The organism is Kitasatospora sp. NPDC091276 (assembly GCF_040684355.1).
Taxonomy (GTDB): domain Bacteria; phylum Actinomycetota; class Actinomycetes; order Streptomycetales; family Streptomycetaceae; genus Kitasatospora.
Map to the genome: position 1 here is coordinate 91,594 of NZ_JBFBFU010000031.1, position 16,964 is coordinate 108,557.

Annotated in this window: 16 protein-coding genes, 1 tRNA gene and 1 pseudogene; 13 read left to right on the forward strand and 5 right to left on the reverse strand. The window is 72.2% G+C overall.

From position 1 onward, the window contains the following. Positions 1–60 precede the first annotated feature (60 nt). Together AB0O19_RS30970 and AB0O19_RS30975 are read left to right on the forward strand one after the other, a co-directional pair. Entirely contained in the window at positions 61–498 is a 438-nt protein-coding gene (locus AB0O19_RS30970) for a hypothetical protein (protein ID WP_363624309.1), read from the forward strand. A gap of 58 nt (positions 499–556) precedes the next feature. Then, on the forward strand, positions 557–1,585 hold the full coding sequence (locus tag AB0O19_RS30975; protein ID WP_363624311.1) for an NAD-dependent epimerase/dehydratase family protein: 1,029 nt from the start codon (positions 557–559) through the stop codon (positions 1,583–1,585). Here the strand turns inward: AB0O19_RS30975 and AB0O19_RS30980 are convergent. Further along, a complete protein-coding gene (locus AB0O19_RS30980) occupies positions 1,582–2,925 on the reverse strand; it encodes a hypothetical protein (protein ID WP_363624313.1) in 1,344 nt (447 codons plus the stop codon). The two genes, AB0O19_RS30975 and AB0O19_RS30980, sit on opposite strands and share 4 nt — an antisense overlap. 242 nt (positions 2,926–3,167) lie before the next feature. Here AB0O19_RS30980 and AB0O19_RS30985 point away from each other — a divergent pair, with 242 nt between their 5' ends. The 11 genes and pseudogenes from AB0O19_RS30985 (at position 3,168) to AB0O19_RS31035 (ending at position 12,610) form a co-directional block, all read left to right on the forward strand. Then, positions 3,168–3,623, forward strand: coding sequence for an ATP-binding protein (locus tag AB0O19_RS30985; RefSeq protein WP_363624315.1), 456 nt, complete (start codon positions 3,168–3,170; stop codon positions 3,621–3,623). Positions 3,624–3,643: 20 nt separating this feature from the next. Continuing rightward, positions 3,644–3,769: a hypothetical protein gene (locus AB0O19_RS30990; RefSeq protein ID WP_363624317.1), complete on the forward strand. Its 126-nt coding sequence runs from the start codon at positions 3,644–3,646 to the stop codon at positions 3,767–3,769. Positions 3,770–3,985: 216 nt separating this feature from the next. Then, on the forward strand, positions 3,986–5,221 hold the full coding sequence (fxlM, locus tag AB0O19_RS30995; protein ID WP_363624319.1) for a methyltransferase, FxLD system: 1,236 nt from the start codon (positions 3,986–3,988) through the stop codon (positions 5,219–5,221). A 65-nt stretch (positions 5,222–5,286) separates the two neighbouring features. Beyond that, entirely contained in the window at positions 5,287–5,439 is a 153-nt protein-coding gene (locus AB0O19_RS31000) for an FxLD family lanthipeptide (RefSeq protein ID WP_363624321.1), read from the forward strand. 85 nt (positions 5,440–5,524) lie between these two features. Continuing rightward, positions 5,525–8,374 (forward strand): lantibiotic dehydratase, encoded by a 2,850-nt coding sequence (locus tag AB0O19_RS31005; RefSeq protein WP_363624323.1) that lies wholly within the window; start codon positions 5,525–5,527, stop codon positions 8,372–8,374. 15 nt (positions 8,375–8,389) lie between these two features. Next, a pseudogene (locus tag AB0O19_RS31010) lies at positions 8,390–8,584 on the forward strand (hypothetical protein); the annotation flags it as partial. Beyond that, positions 8,581–9,753, forward strand: coding sequence for a lanthionine synthetase C family protein (locus AB0O19_RS31015; RefSeq protein WP_363624325.1), 1,173 nt, complete (start codon positions 8,581–8,583; stop codon positions 9,751–9,753). The pseudogene AB0O19_RS31010 and the gene AB0O19_RS31015, both read left to right, overlap by 4 nt. Before the next feature lie 26 nt (positions 9,754–9,779). Then, positions 9,780–10,889 carry a thiopeptide-type bacteriocin biosynthesis protein gene (locus AB0O19_RS31020; RefSeq protein WP_363624327.1) on the forward strand — a complete coding sequence of 370 codons (1,110 nt, stop codon included), beginning with the start codon at positions 9,780–9,782 and terminating at the stop codon, positions 10,887–10,889. A 118-nt stretch (positions 10,890–11,007) separates the two neighbouring features. Then, positions 11,008–11,145, forward strand: a complete 138-nt coding sequence (locus AB0O19_RS31025; protein ID WP_363588808.1) for a hypothetical protein — start codon at positions 11,008–11,010, stop codon at positions 11,143–11,145. After that, the gene (locus AB0O19_RS31030; protein WP_363624328.1) at positions 11,142–12,293 is read left to right on the forward strand and encodes a methyltransferase domain-containing protein; all 1,152 of its coding nucleotides are present in this window, start codon (positions 11,142–11,144) and stop codon (positions 12,291–12,293) included. Before AB0O19_RS31025 ends, AB0O19_RS31030 begins: the two co-directional genes overlap by 4 nt. 240 nt (positions 12,294–12,533) lie before the next feature. Next, a tRNA-Met gene (locus AB0O19_RS31035) sits at positions 12,534–12,610 on the forward strand. A gap of 123 nt (positions 12,611–12,733) precedes the next feature. Here the strand turns inward: AB0O19_RS31035 and AB0O19_RS31040 are convergent. The 4 genes from AB0O19_RS31040 to AB0O19_RS31055 form a co-directional block, all read right to left on the reverse strand. Beyond that, complete coding sequence (locus tag AB0O19_RS31040; RefSeq protein ID WP_363624330.1) at positions 12,734–14,872, reverse strand: xanthine dehydrogenase family protein molybdopterin-binding subunit; 2,139 nt, start codon at positions 14,870–14,872, stop codon at positions 12,734–12,736. Continuing rightward, the gene (locus AB0O19_RS31045) at positions 14,869–15,867 is read right to left on the reverse strand and encodes a xanthine dehydrogenase family protein subunit M (protein ID WP_363624332.1); all 999 of its coding nucleotides are present in this window, start codon (positions 15,865–15,867) and stop codon (positions 14,869–14,871) included. The genes AB0O19_RS31040 and AB0O19_RS31045 overlap by 4 nt, the downstream gene beginning before the upstream one ends. After that, on the reverse strand, positions 15,864–16,376 hold the full coding sequence (locus AB0O19_RS31050; protein WP_363588800.1) for a 2Fe-2S iron-sulfur cluster-binding protein: 513 nt from the start codon (positions 16,374–16,376) through the stop codon (positions 15,864–15,866). The genes AB0O19_RS31045 and AB0O19_RS31050 overlap by 4 nt, the downstream gene beginning before the upstream one ends. A 374-nt stretch (positions 16,377–16,750) precedes the next feature. Then, a partial coding sequence (locus AB0O19_RS31055; protein ID WP_363624334.1) for a hypothetical protein occupies positions 16,751–16,964 on the reverse strand: 214 nt, incomplete at its 5' end.

Genomic DNA, 16,964 nt, shown 5'->3' on the forward strand with positions numbered 1-16,964 from the left:
CAGGAGCCCGCCCCCGTCCGTAGAGGCGGGCTTCCGGTTTCCAGCTTCCGGCTGCGGTCTATGGAGGACTGGAGTCCGACAACGGAGGAGCTCGAAGCCAACTTCCGCGAGCAGTGGGCCGAGGAACACATGCTCGTCTGGGCGACCCACCAACTTGAGCGATGGGAGGGCCGGCTCCGGAGCGAGCGCGGCCAGGACCCGGTGGCAGAAGACGAGCTGCTGAAGAACATCCTTGACGCCCTGGAGTACTTGGACGAGGTGGACTTCAAGGACGGCAGTGCGGTGCCGCCGAGTGCGGCGGGAGGCCGTGTCACTGGCAAGGCACTGAGCAGGTTCCCCGGAGAGCAGCTGTGGATCGAGCTGCACGACGGTAGCGGATTCGGAGGAGTCGAACCCGAGACGGTGGAGGCCCGTGTTCTGGCCGTGGTGCGCTCCATCCAGGACGACTTGGAGCAGCAGGACGTTGACCGGTACCTCGACCTGCTCCGCGACCGATAGGGGTCCCTATTCTGCGGGCGGCTGTGCGCGAAGGCGGCGGGCTGGCAGGATCGCCCGCATGAGGATTCTCGTACTGGGCGGTGGCTGGTTCCTGGGCCGGGCGGTCGTGAGTGGCGCGCTGGAACGAGGTTGGGAGGTGACCACGTTCACGCGCGGTCTGTCCGGTATCCCGGTGCCCGGAGCGGTCGCGGTGCACGGCGACCGGAAGCGGTCGGAGGACATGGCGCGATTGGCCGAGCACGGACCGTGGGACGCCGTGATCGACACCTCCGCCTCCGAGCTGTCGCCCCGCGTCGTGCTGGGTGGCACCCGGGCCCTGGAGCCGGTCGTCAGCCGATACGTCTACGTCTCCACGGTGTCCGTCTACGAGGGCTGGCCCACCGAGCCTCTGACCGTGGACTCGCCGGTGCTGGATGCCCCGGCGGACGCCGGACCGGAGTACGGGCAGCTACCAGAGGGGTGGACAGGCCCAGACACGTACTACGGACGGCAGAAGGCCGGCGCCGAGCGGGCAGTGACCGAAGCATTTGGCCTCACCCGTACGAGTCTGCTCAGGCCGGGCGTCATCCTCGGGCCCGGCGAGTATGTTGGCAGGCTGCCGTGGTGGCTACGCAGGGCCGAGCGAGGAGGCCGCATCCTCGCGCCGGGCGATCCGGCGAAGTCGATCCAGCCAGTTGATGTGCGGGATGTGGCGGCCTTTGCGCTCGATCAGTCCCAGCGTGTCGGGCATCAGGTTCACAACGTCACCGCACCGGTGGGCTGTGAGACGATGGGCGGCTTCCTCCAAGCATGCATGGACGTGACCGGCAGCTCAGGCGAGCTGGTGTGGGTCACCGATGAGGTACTGCTCCGCAGCGGTCTGCGCCAGTGGACAGAGATCCCGCTCTGGCGGACACACCCAGGCGTGTGGGCCATCGACTCGTCGTCGGCGATCGCGGCCGGCTTCCCCCGCCGGCCGCTGGCGGAAACCGTCGCGGACACGTGGTCTTGGATCCTCCAGGGCAACATGCCCGTTCCGCATCAGCGGTGGGACGAGCATGGTATTGCCCCGGACAGGGAGCGCGCCATTCTGGAGAGTGCCCGCTAGCTGATCCCTCCGTCGATGGCGAGCCGCACCGCGCCGGGCCCGAGGGTGCGCGGTACGGCGACCAGCGTAAAGTCGTCGATCTGCTCGGCGAGGTCCCGCGCGACCAGGGCGTCGCGGAAGCTCGGCGAGGCCAGCTCCGCCCGGACTGCGCTCACCCGGCCTACAAGGCCAGCCCCGCGCCACTCCCTCGGCAGACTCAGTACGGGACGCATGGCCTCAGCGGCGCCATCCAGGTCACGCCGCATCAGCAGGGCCGTCGCCAGGTCCGCGCCGGCTTGCGGGGCAACCGCGAGCGGTGTGGAGGCCGAGGACTGGGAAGCGATCAGTTCGAGTGACCGCCGGGCGGAGGCCTCCGCACCGACCCCGTCCCGCAAGAGAAGCAGGGTCGCGCTGTTGCTCATGGCGACGCGTTCCACGCTGAAATCGAACTCACCTGCGATCCCATCGTGAAGATCGTCCACGGCGGGGCCGCGATCGGCCAAGCTCCGATCTATTGCTGCGTGGGCCTCCTCGGCCCGGCCAAGGTGCGCATAGGAGCGGGCAGCGATCGCCGCCAGCCTCGCCTGGCCCGTGGCACCGACCCCTCGGAACGAATGGGCACGCTCGATCTGGCGAACCGCCTGGGCGGGGTTGCCGCCCCAGTAGTACAACAGGGCGAGGTAGCCATGGGCGTACGCCTGGAGCGGCCCGTGCTCCGCCACCTGGCCGTACAGGGCGGAGGCGCGCATCAGTTCAACTGCGGTCGACATCGAGCCGAGATCGAACGCGCAGGCACCCAGGAGCGCCGATGCCTGGCCGGCGACGACGAAGAAGCGGCCTCGTTGGGACAACAGCTGCGTACGGTCGAGCATCACGGTGGCAAGGCCGAGCAGTTCCTTGGCCGCCATGAAGATCTCGTGGGGAGGGGTGGTGGTGTTTGCTCGGACCAGGCGTACTAGGTCGTCCTCGAGTTGGTCGAGGCTGAGGTCGGGAAGCAACTGTGAGGCCGCGTCAGCGGCGTGGGCGCGGGCATCTCGTGCGGTCATTGCGAGTTCTCTCTCATCGAGCACTGGAGTGGGTACTGCGCGCAATACCTGTGCCTGCTCGTCGGTGCAGGGCGCGAAGAGCTCGTCGACGGGTTTGCCGTACATCCGCTCGAGGACTGCGGGTGCCGGGTGGTGAGGCCGGGCGACTTGTCCGGCACGCCACCGAGTGAAGCTCTTGTCCGTCAGAACGACGTTTCTGAAGGCGATATCCCCGGTCCGCTCGTAGAGGAGCGCCGCGACCCGTCCGTACTCGGCCAGGAAGCTGCGGAAATCCATGCGGGCCTCGGTGACTAAGGCATCGAACACAGTGTTCATCGCGTCGCGGTCCCTTCGGGGCCGCAGCCCCAGCTGCGAACTACTTCATCCCCTTGCCTACCACCACCGGGACGGTGGTCACACAGGTGATGCGGAAGTGTCCACGAACTGTCCGCAGTTTGTCCCTGACCTCACCCGAACGAGGACCAAGTGTCCCTGCTTCGGAGGTGGTTCTGTCTCCGCACCTCAGTCCATGGTTGATCCCCGTAAGCGAACTGTAACGGGGCGTCAAGACGCTCCTGATGACGGGAGCGATGCACATGGTGGCCGTCAAACAGCCGCGATCTCTCCACCACTGGGAAACCACGCTGACGGCAGTGCCGGCCGCGGCCTCCACGGCACGCCGAATGGTGCGCTCAGTGCTCAGAGGGTGGGGATGGGACAACGACCGGGCATCCGAGCTGGTCCTCATCGCCTCGGAGCTGGTGACAAACGTCGTCCGGCACGCCGGCGGCCCCCGCCGCCGCGTCGGCCTGGAACTCCAGGAAGTCGACGGCGACTGCCGGATCGAGATTCTGGACTACCGCCCGGACCTGCCGCTGCCGGAAACTCCGGTCGCCCGCGGCGAGTGTGGCCGGGGACTGATCCTCGTCCGCGAACTAGCGGACGACATGGGCGTGGTAACGACCGCCACGACCAAGAACGTGTGGGCAAGGGTCCTTCTTGCCGCTGACGATACGCCGAGGCACACTCCGTGAAAACCGCGATCAGACGGGCCATGAGCACTGTCGGCTGGCAGCACCACCACGCCGCCTACTTCCCGGCCGCAACCACCTGCGGGCGCTACGGCTCCATCACCACGGCCCCGTCCGTCCCCCGTGTCGAGCGCAACCCGCCGCCGTAGAACCGAAGGGGCCGACGGGCACCGGCCTGCGTCGGCAGCCGCCCAGCTACGAGCTCGAAGATGTCATCCACCACATGCGTGCCCTCGAACTCGCCTACCTGGCAGCCCAGATGGGGCCCGTACTGCCCGTCATCTAGCTGAGAAGACTCCTCGCCACCCGCGGACAACAGCCGGCTCGTCGAAGCCGACGCGTACCAACCCCAAGGAGAGACCGTCGTGAACACCGAACCCGCCTCCGGCACCCCGGAGACCCTGCGCGCCGCCATGGTCAAGACGTTGCGCGAGGACGGGACGATCCGCACCGAGCGCGTCGCCGAGGTCATGGCCCGCGTGCCGCGCGAGCACTTCGCCCCCGAGGCGCAGCCCGTCGACGCCTACGACCCGGAGCGGCCCGTGGTGACCAAGCGGGACCGGGACGGGCTCGCGATCAGCTCGGTCTCGGCCGCAGACGTCCAGGCGTTCATGCTGGAACAGGCCGATCCGCGGCCCGGTGAGAACGTCCTGGAGATCGGCTCCGGCGGGATGTTCGCCGCCTATCTCGCCGAACTCGTCGCCCCCGATGGCGCGGTCACCACCATGGACATCGACCCGGAGGTCACCGGCCGGGCCCGCCGGATGCTCGATGACGCCGGGTACGCGCATGTGCGGGTCGTCACCGCCGACGGCGCGTTCGGTGTCCCGGAGCACGGCCCGTTCGACCTGATCGTGGTCACCGTGGGGGCGCCGGACGTGCCGCCGGCGTGGCTGGAGCAGCTCGCCCCGGGCGGGCGGATCGTCGTGCCGCTGCGTGTGCGCGGCCTGATGCGTTCGATCGTCCTGGTCCGCGACGGCGGCCACCTGGTGAGCACCGGGTACGAGTTGTGCGGGTTCGTGCCGATGCAGGGCGCGGAGGAGAACCGCGAGCGCTTGGTGCTGCTGCACGACGTGCCGGGCGAGGAGGTCGGGCTGCGGCTGGACGACGGCGACCAGGTGGACGTCGACGCCCTGCGCGCGGCGCTGGCCTCGCCCCGACAGGAGCTGTGGTCGGGGGTGACGGTCGGCGGCGAGGAGCCGATCGACGATCTGGACCTGTGGCTGGCCACCGCGTTGGACGGCCACACCAGGCTCACCGCGACACCGGCTGCGCGAGACAAGGGCATCGTCGCGTCTGCGTCCCCGCTGGGCGTGGCCACGCTCGCGGTCGGCGGCACCTTCGCCTACCGCACCGTCCGGCCCGCCGACGAGACCCGGACCCGCTTCGAGCTCGGCGCCTACGGACACGGCCCGGCTGCCGCCGCTGCCGCCGCCCACCTCGTCGACGAGATCCGTACCTGGGACCGGGAGCACCGGGGCGGACCCGGGGCCCACTTCGAGGTCCACCCGGCCGGAGCGCCCGACGGTCGGCTGTCCGCGGGCCGCGTGGTCGACAAGACCCACACCCGCATCACGATCTCCTGGCCCGAGAAGGCATAGCTGCCGCCCGGCCGCCAGGTGACGCACCACCGAACCCATCCATCAGATCCCCAAGGAGGACGCACATGGAAATGGACACGGACACGGACACCGGCTTCGAGCTGGACATCACCATCGTCGCGCAGGGCCCGGTCATCGGTGAGCTGATGAGCAGCACCGACGACGGCTGCGGCAAGACCTGCCAGTCCGCCTGTTCCAACAGCGGCTGCATCGCCTGACCCACACCCGTACCCGGGCCGGGGCCCCGCACGGTCCCGGCCCGGGTACGGGCTCGACCCCACCGGACCCGAACTGGAGACGCGTATGTACCAGGCCCTGGACGTGGCGCTATTACGCGCCGCCGCACACAGCGACACCCCCAGGATCGGGCCGTGGCCCGACCTGGAGGACGGCCCGCTCTCGGTGGAGGCGTGGCGATCCTGGCTTGCCGACGCCTGGGCCGATCCGCAGCTCGCCGAAGCCGTCCAACTGGCCAACCCCGCCTACGCCGCACGGGTGGACGACGCCATCGACGGCCGCGTGCGCTCCCCGCGTGCCGTCCGGAAGATCGGCGAGAGCCTGGTCCGCTACCTGCTGCGCCAACGCCACCGAGCCACGCCCTTCGGCCTGTTCGCCGGCGTCGCCCCGGTCCGGATCGGCCCCGAGCTGGAAGGTACCTGGGATTCTGACCACCACGCGATCGCCCGGCCGGACGCCCGGTGGCTCGCCGATGTGCTGGATCGGCTCGAGCACGACCCGGAGCTGCTGCTGCGCCTGCCGGTGACCACCGAGCAGACCTGCACGGTGCGCGGAGACCACCTGGTGGTGCCGCTCCGCCGCCCCGACCGCCGGCAGCCCGCCGGGGCACCCGCCGAGGTCGCCCTGCGTCGCACCGGCCCCGTCCGAACCGCGGTCGACGCCGCCCACCAACCGATCCGTCTCGACCACCTAGCCAAGCGCGTACTCGACGCCCACCCCGGCGCCAGCCCCGACCAGGCTCACCGGATGCTCGCGCAGCTCGTCCACCACGGCGTCCTGACCACTGCCCTGCGGCCCCCGATGACCGCACGCGACCCGCTGGACCACGTCTTGGACCGGCTCACCGAAGCCGGGGCCGAGTCGATTCCCACGGTTGGCGGGCTCGTCCAGCTGCTCGGCGAGGTCGACCGCCGGATCGTCGTGCACAACCTGGCCCCCAGCCGCGGGCAGCGCGAGGAGCGCGTGCGCCTGCGGAGGCTGACCGGCGGAGCCGACCGGCCCGCTCTCGCTGTCGACCTCCAGCTCGGCGCCGACCTGATCATCCCGCACACGGTGGCCCGCGAAGCAGAGACCGCCGCCCGCCTACTCGCCCGGGCGAGCCCCCACCCGACCGGCTCCCCGACCTGGCGGGATTACCACCTTCGGTTCCTGGAGCGGTACGGCATCGGCGCTCTCGTGCCGCTGCTGGACCTGGTGAACCCCGATACCGGGCTGGGCTTCCCGGCCGGGTACCGCACCAGCTCCCTCGAACTGCCACCCGCGCCGATCACGGCCCGCGACAGGACGCTGGTGGAGGCCGCGCAGCTCGCCGCCCTCGACGCGGTGAACACCGTCGACCTCGCCGAACTGCTTCCCGGCCTGGGCACGGAACGAGCCGACGACCTGCCGCCCCACCTCGACCTGTGCGTCCAGATCCACGCCGCCAGCCGGCAGCACCTCAACGACCGCGCCTTCCAGCTCGTGGTCACCGGCCTGTCGCAGGGCGCCGGGACGACCATCGGCCGGTTCCTCCACCTGCCCCACGCCGACTTGCGCCGCCTCGCGGCCGGGCTGCGCGGCGCCCCCACCCTGAGCGCAGGCGCCCGCCGAGCCCAGGTCTCCTGCCCGCCGCTGTGGACCGGCACCGAGAACGTCGCCCGCGCACCGCGGGTCCTGGACGACGTGATCGCCGTCGCCGAGCACGAGCCCGGGACGCTGCCGCTGCGGGACCTGCTGGTCACCGCCGACGCCCGGCGGATGCGCCTGCTCTCCCGCACCAGCGGCCAGGTGATCGAGCCGTCGGTGTTCAACGCCGTGGAGGCGGTGAACTTCACCCACCCGCTCGCCCGGTTCCTCACCGAGCTGTCCCACGCCCGCACCGCCGTCCTCGCCCCGTTCGCCTGGGGGCCTCTCGCCGAGGCCCTGCCCTTGCTGCCCGCGGTCCGGCACGGACGCGTCACCCTGGCCCCGGCCCGGTGGCGGCTCAACGTCGGCGGCCTGCCCGCCCGAGGCCAGAGCCCGGCGGAGTGGGAGCGGGCCTTCGACGCGGTGCGGCACCGCCTGCGGATCCCCGCGCACGTCGACCTCGGCGACGGTGACCAACGCCTGCGGCTCGACCTCGACCAGCGCCCACAACGGCAGCTGCTGCGCGCCCACCTGAGCCGCAGCGGCACGGCGGTCCTGCGGCAGGCCCCCGGCCCGTCGGACCTCGGATGGGCGAACGGCCGCGCCGTGGAGATCATCCTGCCGCTCGTCTCCCTCCAGGAAACTCACCGACCACCGGTGGCCGACCTGGCGGCCTGCGGCGCGGCGTCGCCCGGCGAGCACCCGGCCGACCCGCAGACACGATGGGCATTCGCGAAGGTCTACGCCCAACCGGCCCGGCGCGGCGCGATCCTGACCCGCCTGCCCGAACTCCTCGCCGCGCTTGGGCAACCGGACTGCTGGTTCGTCCCCTACCGCGACCCGGACCCGCACTTGCGCCTGCGCATCCGCCGAAGCGGCCCGTTCGAAGACCTCGCCCGGCAGCTCGCGGCCTGGACCCGCGGCCTGCGCGCCGCAGGCCTGGCCACCGGGCGCCTTCAGTGGGACACCTACCAGCCGGAGACCGGGCGCTACGGCAGAGGCCCCCTGCTGGAGCTGGCCGAATCCGTCTTCGTCGCCGATTCGGCCGCCGCCCTCGCCCAGCAGCGCCACACCGGACCGGGCCGCCTGGACCGGCAGGCCCTGACAGCCGTCAGCCTCCTCGACATCGCCGCCGCGTTCACCGGCGACGCCGTGACCGGGGCGGCCCGGCTGGCCGAGCGCATCACCCGCACCACCGGCGCGCCGGCCCTCGACCGGGCCGTTCTCGCGCAGACGCTGCGCCTCGCCGACCCGGCCGACACCTGGGCCGGGCTGCGTGCCGAGACCGGAACCGATATCACCCATGCCTAGGCCCGTCGCCGCGCCGCCCTGCGCGCCTACCAGGAGAGCCTGCGTGCCCGCCCCGGCCCCGACCCGGACTCCGTCCTCGCCTCGCTCCTGCACATGCACCACATCCGTGCCGCCGGGATCGACCAGGACAGCGAACATGCCTGCCAGCGTCTCGCCCGCGCCACCGCGCTCGCCCTCACCCACCGACACCGAGGACACCGCCCCCGATGACCCCCGCCACCGCCGCCGCGCCGTGCGACCCCACCGGCGCACACGCCGCCCAGTCCCTCGCCTCCGGCGCCGTCGGCATCACCCTGCTCCACGCCGAACGCGCCGCCCTCGACCACACCCGCTGGAACACCGTCCACGACTGGCTGACCGGCATCTGCCGCCAAGCCCTCATCGGCTCCGACGACGCCGGCCTGTTCATCGGCGCACCCGCCCTCGCCTTCACCCTCCACACCGCCGCCGACGGCAGCGAGCGCTACGCGAAGACGCTGCGCACCCTGGACGCGACGGTCGACAAGCTCGTGCACTGCCGCCTGGAACAGGCTCACGCCCGCATCGACGCCGGAGAGTTCACCCGCGCCGCCGAGTACGACCTGCTGTACGGACTGACCGGCCTCGGCGCCCACCTGCTCAAGCGCGACCCGCGCGGCGACACCCTGCACGACGTCCTCGCCTACCTCGTCCGCCTCACCGAACCGCTGCCCGGCACCGACCTTCCCGGCTGGTGGGTCCGCTACGACCCGGCGGGACGCACCTCCGCCGCCTTCCCCCACGGCCACGGCAACCTCGGTCTCGCCCACGGCATCACCGGACCCCTCGCCCTCCTCGCCCTCGCCAAACGCGCCGGAGCCCTCGTCGAGGGCCACACTGACGCCATCCTGCGCATCCTCCAGTGGCTCGACAACCTGCGGCAGAGCGGCCCGTCCGGGCCCTGGTGGCCGCAATGGGTCACCGCCGACGAACACCGCCTCGGCGCGATCATCCAGGCTGGCCCGCCCCGGCCCAGCTGGTGCTACGGCGTCCCCGGCCAGGCCCGCGCCCAGCAACTCGCCGCCATCGCCCTCGGCGACGCCCACCGCAAGCGCGCCGCCGAGCACGCCCTGCTGCGATGCATCACCGACCCCGCCCAGCTCGCCCGGATCAGCGACGCCGGACTGTGCCACGGAGCTGCCGGCCTCCTGCACACCGTCCACCGCGTCGCCCAGGACGCCACCAGCCCGGGCCAGTTCACCGCCCACTTGCCCGCCCTGCGCGTCCTCCTCCACGCCCGGGCCCCCGCCCGCGAACCCGGGTTGCTCGACGGCACCGCCGGAGTCCGCCTCGCACTGCACGCCACCGACCGCGGCGGCACCCCCGCCACTGGCTGGGACGCCTGCCTCCTCCTGTCCTGATCGCCCCCGCCCTGAGAAGCCGCCCCATGGTTCACCCCACCGCACACCCCCAGCTGGAACGGTCGATCCTGGCCGTCCTCACCGGTACCAGCGTTGCCGAAGCGGCCACCGGCGCCGGCATCCCCGCCGCCGACCTCGCCGTGGCGGCCGAGACCTACCGCTGCGCCGGGCGCAGCGCCATCGCGGCCCCGCCCGACACCTGGGTCCACGTCAACATCCAGCCCACCGACTGGCCCGGTGCCGAGACGCAGATCGCCCTTCGCCTCGCCCCTGCCCTGCGCCGTGCCGAGGCCCGGGGCAGCGTCACCATGTGGTGGTACGTCCGCAAACACCCCTACTGGCGACTGCGACTTCACTCCGGACCGGACAACAACCCGGCGACGCTACGGATCAGTCTGGCCTTGCTCCTCGACCGGCTCCGGGACGAAGGGGCGATCGCCGCCTGGTCGCACGGCATCTACGAACCCGAGACCGCCGCCCTCGGCGGCCCCCTGGGCGTCGATGCCGCCCACGCCCTCTTCCACACCGACAGCCGCGCCATCCTGCTCGAAGCCCTCCGCACCCACCACGGCCAGCAGGCCGCCCCGTCGATCGGGCGCCGCGAACTGTCCATCCTGATGTGCAGCGCGATGCTGCGCGCCGCCGGCCAGGAGTGGACCGAACAAGGTGACGTCTGGGCGCGGGTCGCAGCGATGCGCCCGGGCGCGGCCGAACCGGGCACCGAATCAGCGCCCGCGATCGCCGACAAGATCGGCGTGCTGCTGGCCGCCGACACGATCGCCATGACCGGACCCGGCCAGTTCCTCGACACGGCAGCGGACCGCATCCACGCCTTCGCCCACGCGGGCAGCGACCTCGCCGGCGCCGCACACCACGGAGGACTCACCCGCGGGCTGCGCGCCGTCCTCGCGCACATGGTCGTCTTCCACTGGAACCGCGCCGGGATACCCACGGCAGACCAAGCGCTCCTCGCCCGTGGGGCCCGCAGCCACATCCTCGGTGCCCCCCGCGCACATCCCGCCCGACCCCACCCGTGGACCAGCCGAGCAGCCGTTCCCAGCACAAGTGAGCCGATGAACACTGTGCGCAGGGCAGGGGGATCGGCTATCGAACTCCCGTCCCGGGCTGTTGATTGAGGTCCATCCCGCCCGGGGCGGGGTACTACCTCTGCCGCACGGCAGGTTCCCGCTGCGCCCTCGGGTGCAGCGGGAACAGCACCATCCCTACAAGCCGAACCGAGAAGGGACGCTGACCATGGGAGACGAGAACAAGGGTGGGCCGAACGACGGTAGGGGCGGCGGGCACGCCAAGCCCGGCTCGCCGGCCATCGGCCCGAACCCCTCGAAGGACGGCCAGCAGCCGACCCCGGCACCGAAGCACAAGAAGAGTTGACCCCCGAACAGCAGCGGGCCGCACTGGTGGCGGCGCTCACCGACGCCGGTTCCCTGCCCGCCGAATGGGCTCCGGCCGTGGCGGCCGTGCCGCGACACGAGTTCCTCCCCGACACCATCTGGGCGGACGAGGATGGCGGCGACACCGAGTGCAGCCGGACCAAGGAACCCGAGCGGTGGATGCGGCTCGCCTACAGCGACCTGCCGATCGTCACGCAGTGGGACGACGGTGCCGGGGACGGCGACCACCGTACTCCCACGTCGTCGGCATCCATGCCCACCATGGTGGCCGAGATGCTGTCCGACCTGGACGCGGTCCCCGGGCATCGGGTGCTCGAAATCGGGACGGGCACCGGCTACAACGCGGCCTTGTTGGCGCATCGCCTGGGCGCCGAAACGGTGTCCACCGTCGAGGTGGACGCGCAGGTCACCGCGCAAGCCCGCACCGCACTTCGCCGGACCGGCTACACCCCCGAAGTCGTGTGCGGGGACGGCGCGCTCGGGTGGGGCGCACGCGCCCCGTACGACCGGATCATCTCCACCGTGTCACTGCGGGACATCCCGCCCGCCTGGGTAGCTCAGACCCGGCCGGGCGGGGTGATCGTCAGCCCCGTCTCGCCGCTGCTGGGCGGCGGGGCGATCGTGCGGCTCACAGTGGGCGGCGACGGGACGGCGAGCGGTCCGTTCACCCGATCGGCGGCGTTCATGATGCTGCGGCAGCAGCGCTACCAGGGCACTCCGGTGGACGACTACCTGCCGGGTGAATGGCCGGGCGACTCCGGGCAGTCCTGGACGAGCCTCGACCCCGAAGCCATCGGGGGCGACTGGCTCGCGCAATTCGCCTGCGCCCTCGCCCTGCCGGACGTGTACTACCGGCGGAACGAGTTCGGTGACGGCGGCTGGACGTGGTGGCTGTTCGACACGGCCGTCACGTCCTGGGCAACGGTCGACTCCGTGCCCGGGGAATCCCGGTTCGAGGTCCGCCAGTCCGGGCCCCGGCAACTGTGGGACGAGACGGAGGCCTCCTACACCCGGTGGACGGCCGCCGGACGCCCCGGCTACGAGCGGTACGGGCTCACGGTGTCACCTGCCGGACAGGCCGCTTGGTTGGACGAGCCCGGCAATCCCCTCCCGGGGCACCGCAAGTAGAGCGGTAGCTGGGGGCGTGGGGTTCCAAGCGATTGGCACCGCTTGTCTCCCCGCGCCCCCGCTCGCACAGAGCGGGGATCGGCTCCGGGCCGGGTCAGCAGTTCGGAACGGGGTCGGTCTCGCTGGCGGCCTCCGCCGGGCCCCGCGAAGGATTGGCCAGCGAGGGCGGCCCTGCGGAAGTGGCTGCCGGGAAACCGATTAGGTGATCGCCGTCTGGTGCCGTACGGTCGGTACTACCGACGCGGGGTGGAGCAGCTCGGTAGCTCGCTGGGCTCATAACCCAGAGGTCGCAGGTTCAAATCCTGTCCCCGCTACCACGAACGCCGAAGGGGCGGACGCGCACTGCGCGTCCGCCCCTTCGGCGTTCTTCGCATCGCCGACTCGGCCGCCCACCAACGGCGAAGTCGGGCCGGGGGCGGTGGTGTCCGGGCGGCGTCGGGTCAGCGGCCGATCAGGGACTCGGGGCGGATGGGTAGTTCGCGGACCCGGATGCCGGTGGCGTGGTGCACGGCGTTGCTGATCGCCGCCGCCGTGCCCACGATGCCGAGTTCGCCGATCCCCTTGGAGCCCATCGGGTTGAGGTGGGGGTCGGGGTCGTCGATCCAGTGCGCGTCGACGGCGGTGACGTCGGCGTGTGCGGCGACGTGGTAGGCGGCCAGGTCGCGCTCGACGTGCCCGCCGAAGGACGGATCGGTGGTGCTGTGCTCCAGCAGGGCCATCGACAGCCCCATGATCATCGCGCCGGTCAGCTGGCTCCGCGCGGCCAGCGGGTTGATGACGCGTCCGGCCGCGAACACCCCGAGCAGGCGGCGCACCCGTACCTCGGCGGTGTCCTGGTCGACCTGGACCTCGGCGAACTGCGCGCCGAAGGCGTGCCGCGCGTACTCCTGGCCGGTGCTCTCCACCTCCTCGGCGGTGTCGGCGTGTCGGGTCAGCCCGTCGGAGGGTGGCCGCCCGCCGTGCTCGGCCAGTGCCGTGCGCAGTTCCTCGCAGGCCCGGTGCACGGCCCATCCCCAGGAGGCGGTGCCGGAGGAGCCGCCCGCCAGCGGCGCCTTCGGCAGGTCGCTGCGGCCGATCCGCAGCTCGACGCGCCCGGGTGCGACCCGCAGGGCGTCGGCGGCGATCCGCACCAGCGCGGTGCGCGCCCCGGTGCCGATGTCGGTGGCATTGACCCGCAGCAGGAAGCTTCCGTCGGGGCGGGCGTGCGCCTCCGCGGTCGCGGGACCGACCAGCACGGGGTAGGTCGAGGCCGCCACACCCGTGCCGAGCAGCAGCCGGCCGTCCCGCCGGACACCGGGGCGGGGGTCGCGGTCGGCCCAGCCGAAGCGCCGGGCGCCCTCGCGCAGACACTCGACCAGGCGGCGGCTGCTGAACGGCTTCCCGCTGTCCGGCTCGAACGCGGGTTCGTTGCGGATCCGCAGCTCGACGGGGTCGAGGTCGCAGGCCAGGGCCAGTTCGTCCATGGCGGACTCGAGCGCGAACATGCCGGGGCACTCACCGGGCGCCCGCATCCAGGAGGGGGTGGGCACGTCGAGCCGGGCGACCCGGTGGACGGTGCGGCTGTGCGGTGCGGCGTACATCATCCGGGCGGGGACGGCGGCCTGCTCGACGAATTCGCGCAGCGTGGAGCTGCGGGTGGCCACCTCGTGGGCGAGCGCCGAGATCCGGCCGGTGGTGTCGGCGCCGATCCGGACCCGTTGGACGGTGGGGGAGCGGTGCCCGACCAGGTCGGCGAGCTGGGCGCGGGCCAGGCAGAGCTGGACCGGCCGTCCGACCGCACGGGAGGCCAGCGCGGCCAGCACCGTGGGCGCCCGGGTGGTGCCCTTGGAACCGAAGCCGCCGCCGACGTGCTCACTGACCACCAGGACGTCCTCGGCGCGCAGGCCGAAGAGCTTCGCCAGGTTCTCCTGGCTGTTGCCGGAGCCCTGGCTGGCGTCGTGGACGGTGAGCCGGCCGCCGTCCCAGGCGGCCGTCGCGGCGTGCGGCTCCATGGGGTGGTTGTGCAGCGGCGGCAGGTGGTAGGTGGCGTCCACCTGGTGCGGGGCCGTCCGGTACGCGTTGTCGAAGTCGCCTCTGGCGCGCTCCGCGGGGTAACCGCCGTTGGCCTCCTCGGGGGTGTAGAGGCCCGGGTGGTCGGCGGTCAGCAGGACGTCGTGGGGCTCCCGGGTGCAGCTGATCCGCAGCGCGCGGGCGCCGGCCCGGGCGGCCTCCGGGGTCTCGGCGACCACCAGCGCGACCGGCTGCCCGTGATGGGCGATCCGCGCGGACTGGAGCACGGCCAGCGTCGGGTCGTCGGTCGGGGCCAGCCGCTCGGCGTTGCGGTGGGTGATCACCGCGAGGACGGCCGGGTCGGCGAGGGCGTCGGCGTCCTCGACGGCGTCCACCACGCCGCGCGCGAGCGAGGCGGTGACGAGCCAGGCGTAGGCGGTGCCGGCCGGGTGGTGGTCGGTCGCGTACCGGGCGCGGCCGGTGACCTTGTCGGGCCCCTCCACCCGGGTGAGCGAGGTGCCCCCGTGCTCCTGCTGCTCCTGGCGACCCTGGTGTTCCTGGTGTTCCTGGCGGTCCTGGTGAGCCGTCATCCGAGGTCCTCCTGCTGCGGTGTGAGGTCGGCGAGGACCCGTACGGCGACCTCGCGTGCCAGCGGCACCTTGAACGCGTTGTCCCGCAGCGGCCGGGCGGCCGCCAGTTCGGCGTCCAGCGCGGCCCTGAAGACCTCCTCGGTGGCGGGCTGCCCGAGCATCGCCCGCTCGGCGACCGTCGCCCGCCAGGGCTTCGCCGCCACGGCGCCGAGTGCCAGTGCGACCCGTGCCACCCTCCCCTCGCGCGCCACGAGTACGGCGGCGACCGAGACGGTGGCGAAGGCGAACGAGGCCCGCTCGCGCACCTTGCGGTAGGCCGAGCGGGTGCCCGACCACGGCGGTGGCAGGTCGACCGCGGTGATCAGCTCGCCGGGGCGCAGCCCGGTCTCGCGGGCGGGGGTGTCCCCGGGCAGCCGGTAGAACTCGGTGAGCGGGCAGCAGCGGGACCCGGTCGGACCGGTCATCCGCACCTCGGCGTCCAGCGCCGTCAGTGCCACCGCGAGGTCGGACGGGTGGGTGGCCACGCAGTCCGCGGAGGCCCCCAGCACGGCCAGATCCCGGTGCACGCCCTCGCGCGCGGGGCAGCCGGAGCCGGCGACGCGCTTGTTGCACGGCTTGGTGACGTCCTGGAAGTACGGGCAGCGGGTGCGTTGGAGCAGGTTGCCGGCGGTGGTGGCGAGGTTGCGCAGTTGCCCGGACGCCCCCGACAGCAGGGCCTGGGACAGCGCGGGATAGTGCAGCCGGACCAGCGGGTGCGCGGCCAGCTCGCTGTTGGGCACCGTCGCGCCGATCCGCAGACCGCCGCCGGAGACCGGTTCCACCAGGCCGAGTGGCAGCCGGCTCACGTCCACCAGCAGCTCCGGTGCCTCCACACCGAGCTTGAGCAGGTCGACCAGGTTGGTGCCGCCGGCGAGGAACCTGGCTCCTGGGACCTGCGCGGCCAGCGCCACGGCCGAGGCGACGTCGGCGGGCCGGTGGTAGCCGAAGGGCTTCACGGGGCGACCTCCCGGACGGCGCGGACGATGCCGGGGTAGGCGCCGCACCGGCAGAGGTTGCCGCTGAGGCGTTCGCGGATCTCCGCCTCGTCCAGCGGCGACGGCGCCTGCGGGTCGGGGTCCGTCACGGCGCTCGGCCAGCCCTTCGCCGCCTCCGCGAGCATCCCGACCGCCGAGCAGAGCTGCCCGGGCGTGCAGAAGCCGCACTGGAACGCGTCGTACTCGATGAACGCCTGCTGGAGGGGGTGCGGCCGGTCGCCGCCGGCCAGGCCCTCGACCGTGGTGACGGCGGCCCCGTCCTGGGCGACCGCGAGCACCAGGCAGCTGTTCACCCGCCGCCCGTCCAGCAGCACCGTGCACGCCCCGCACTGTCCGTGGTCGCATCCCTTCTTCGCCCCCGTCAGCGCCAACCGCTCGCGCAGCAGGTCGAGCAGCGTGCGGCGGTGATCCACCTCAACGGTGTGCTGGTCACCGTTGACGGAGAGCGTGACGGTACTGGCCACATCCATGGCTTCCTCGGGGGGTCGATCGGCAGCCGACCGCGCCGGCCGGCACCGTGATGCCTTCCACCGCCGGGGCGGAGCCCGCATCCGGGGGGCCTGGAACCACCGGTTCGGTCCCGTGCGGTGGCCGCGCGGCCCTTACTTGTCTTGGGCGCCGACCAGGGGTAGTGTTCCCTAGTCGCTCGGCAGGGAGCACCGGACACGCATCGGCGCGGACGGTCCCGGGGCGGCCAATCCTCTTGAAATGCCATGTCCTGGTTCGGGCTGGGTCGCGCCTTGTCGCGGCTTGGTTCCTATTCGGCGTGTTCGTTTTATTGGATTGCGGCCGATTCGCTTTTCGGAGTGGAGATCGGCTAGAGTTTGAAACGTCGGACGGGGCGTCAAGCCGCAGAAGACACCAGCGAGTTGGATGAACGAAGCACCGGAAACGGAGCGGAAAACATCTGGTAAGCTGGGAACACGAAAGAACGAAGCGCCCGGAGGGCTCGCTGGAAGGCGACCTGAAGGAAGTGTCCGTTCCTTGAGAACTCAACAGCGTGCCAAAAGTCAACGCCAGATATGTTGACATCCCCGGCCTCAGAATCTTCTGGGGTT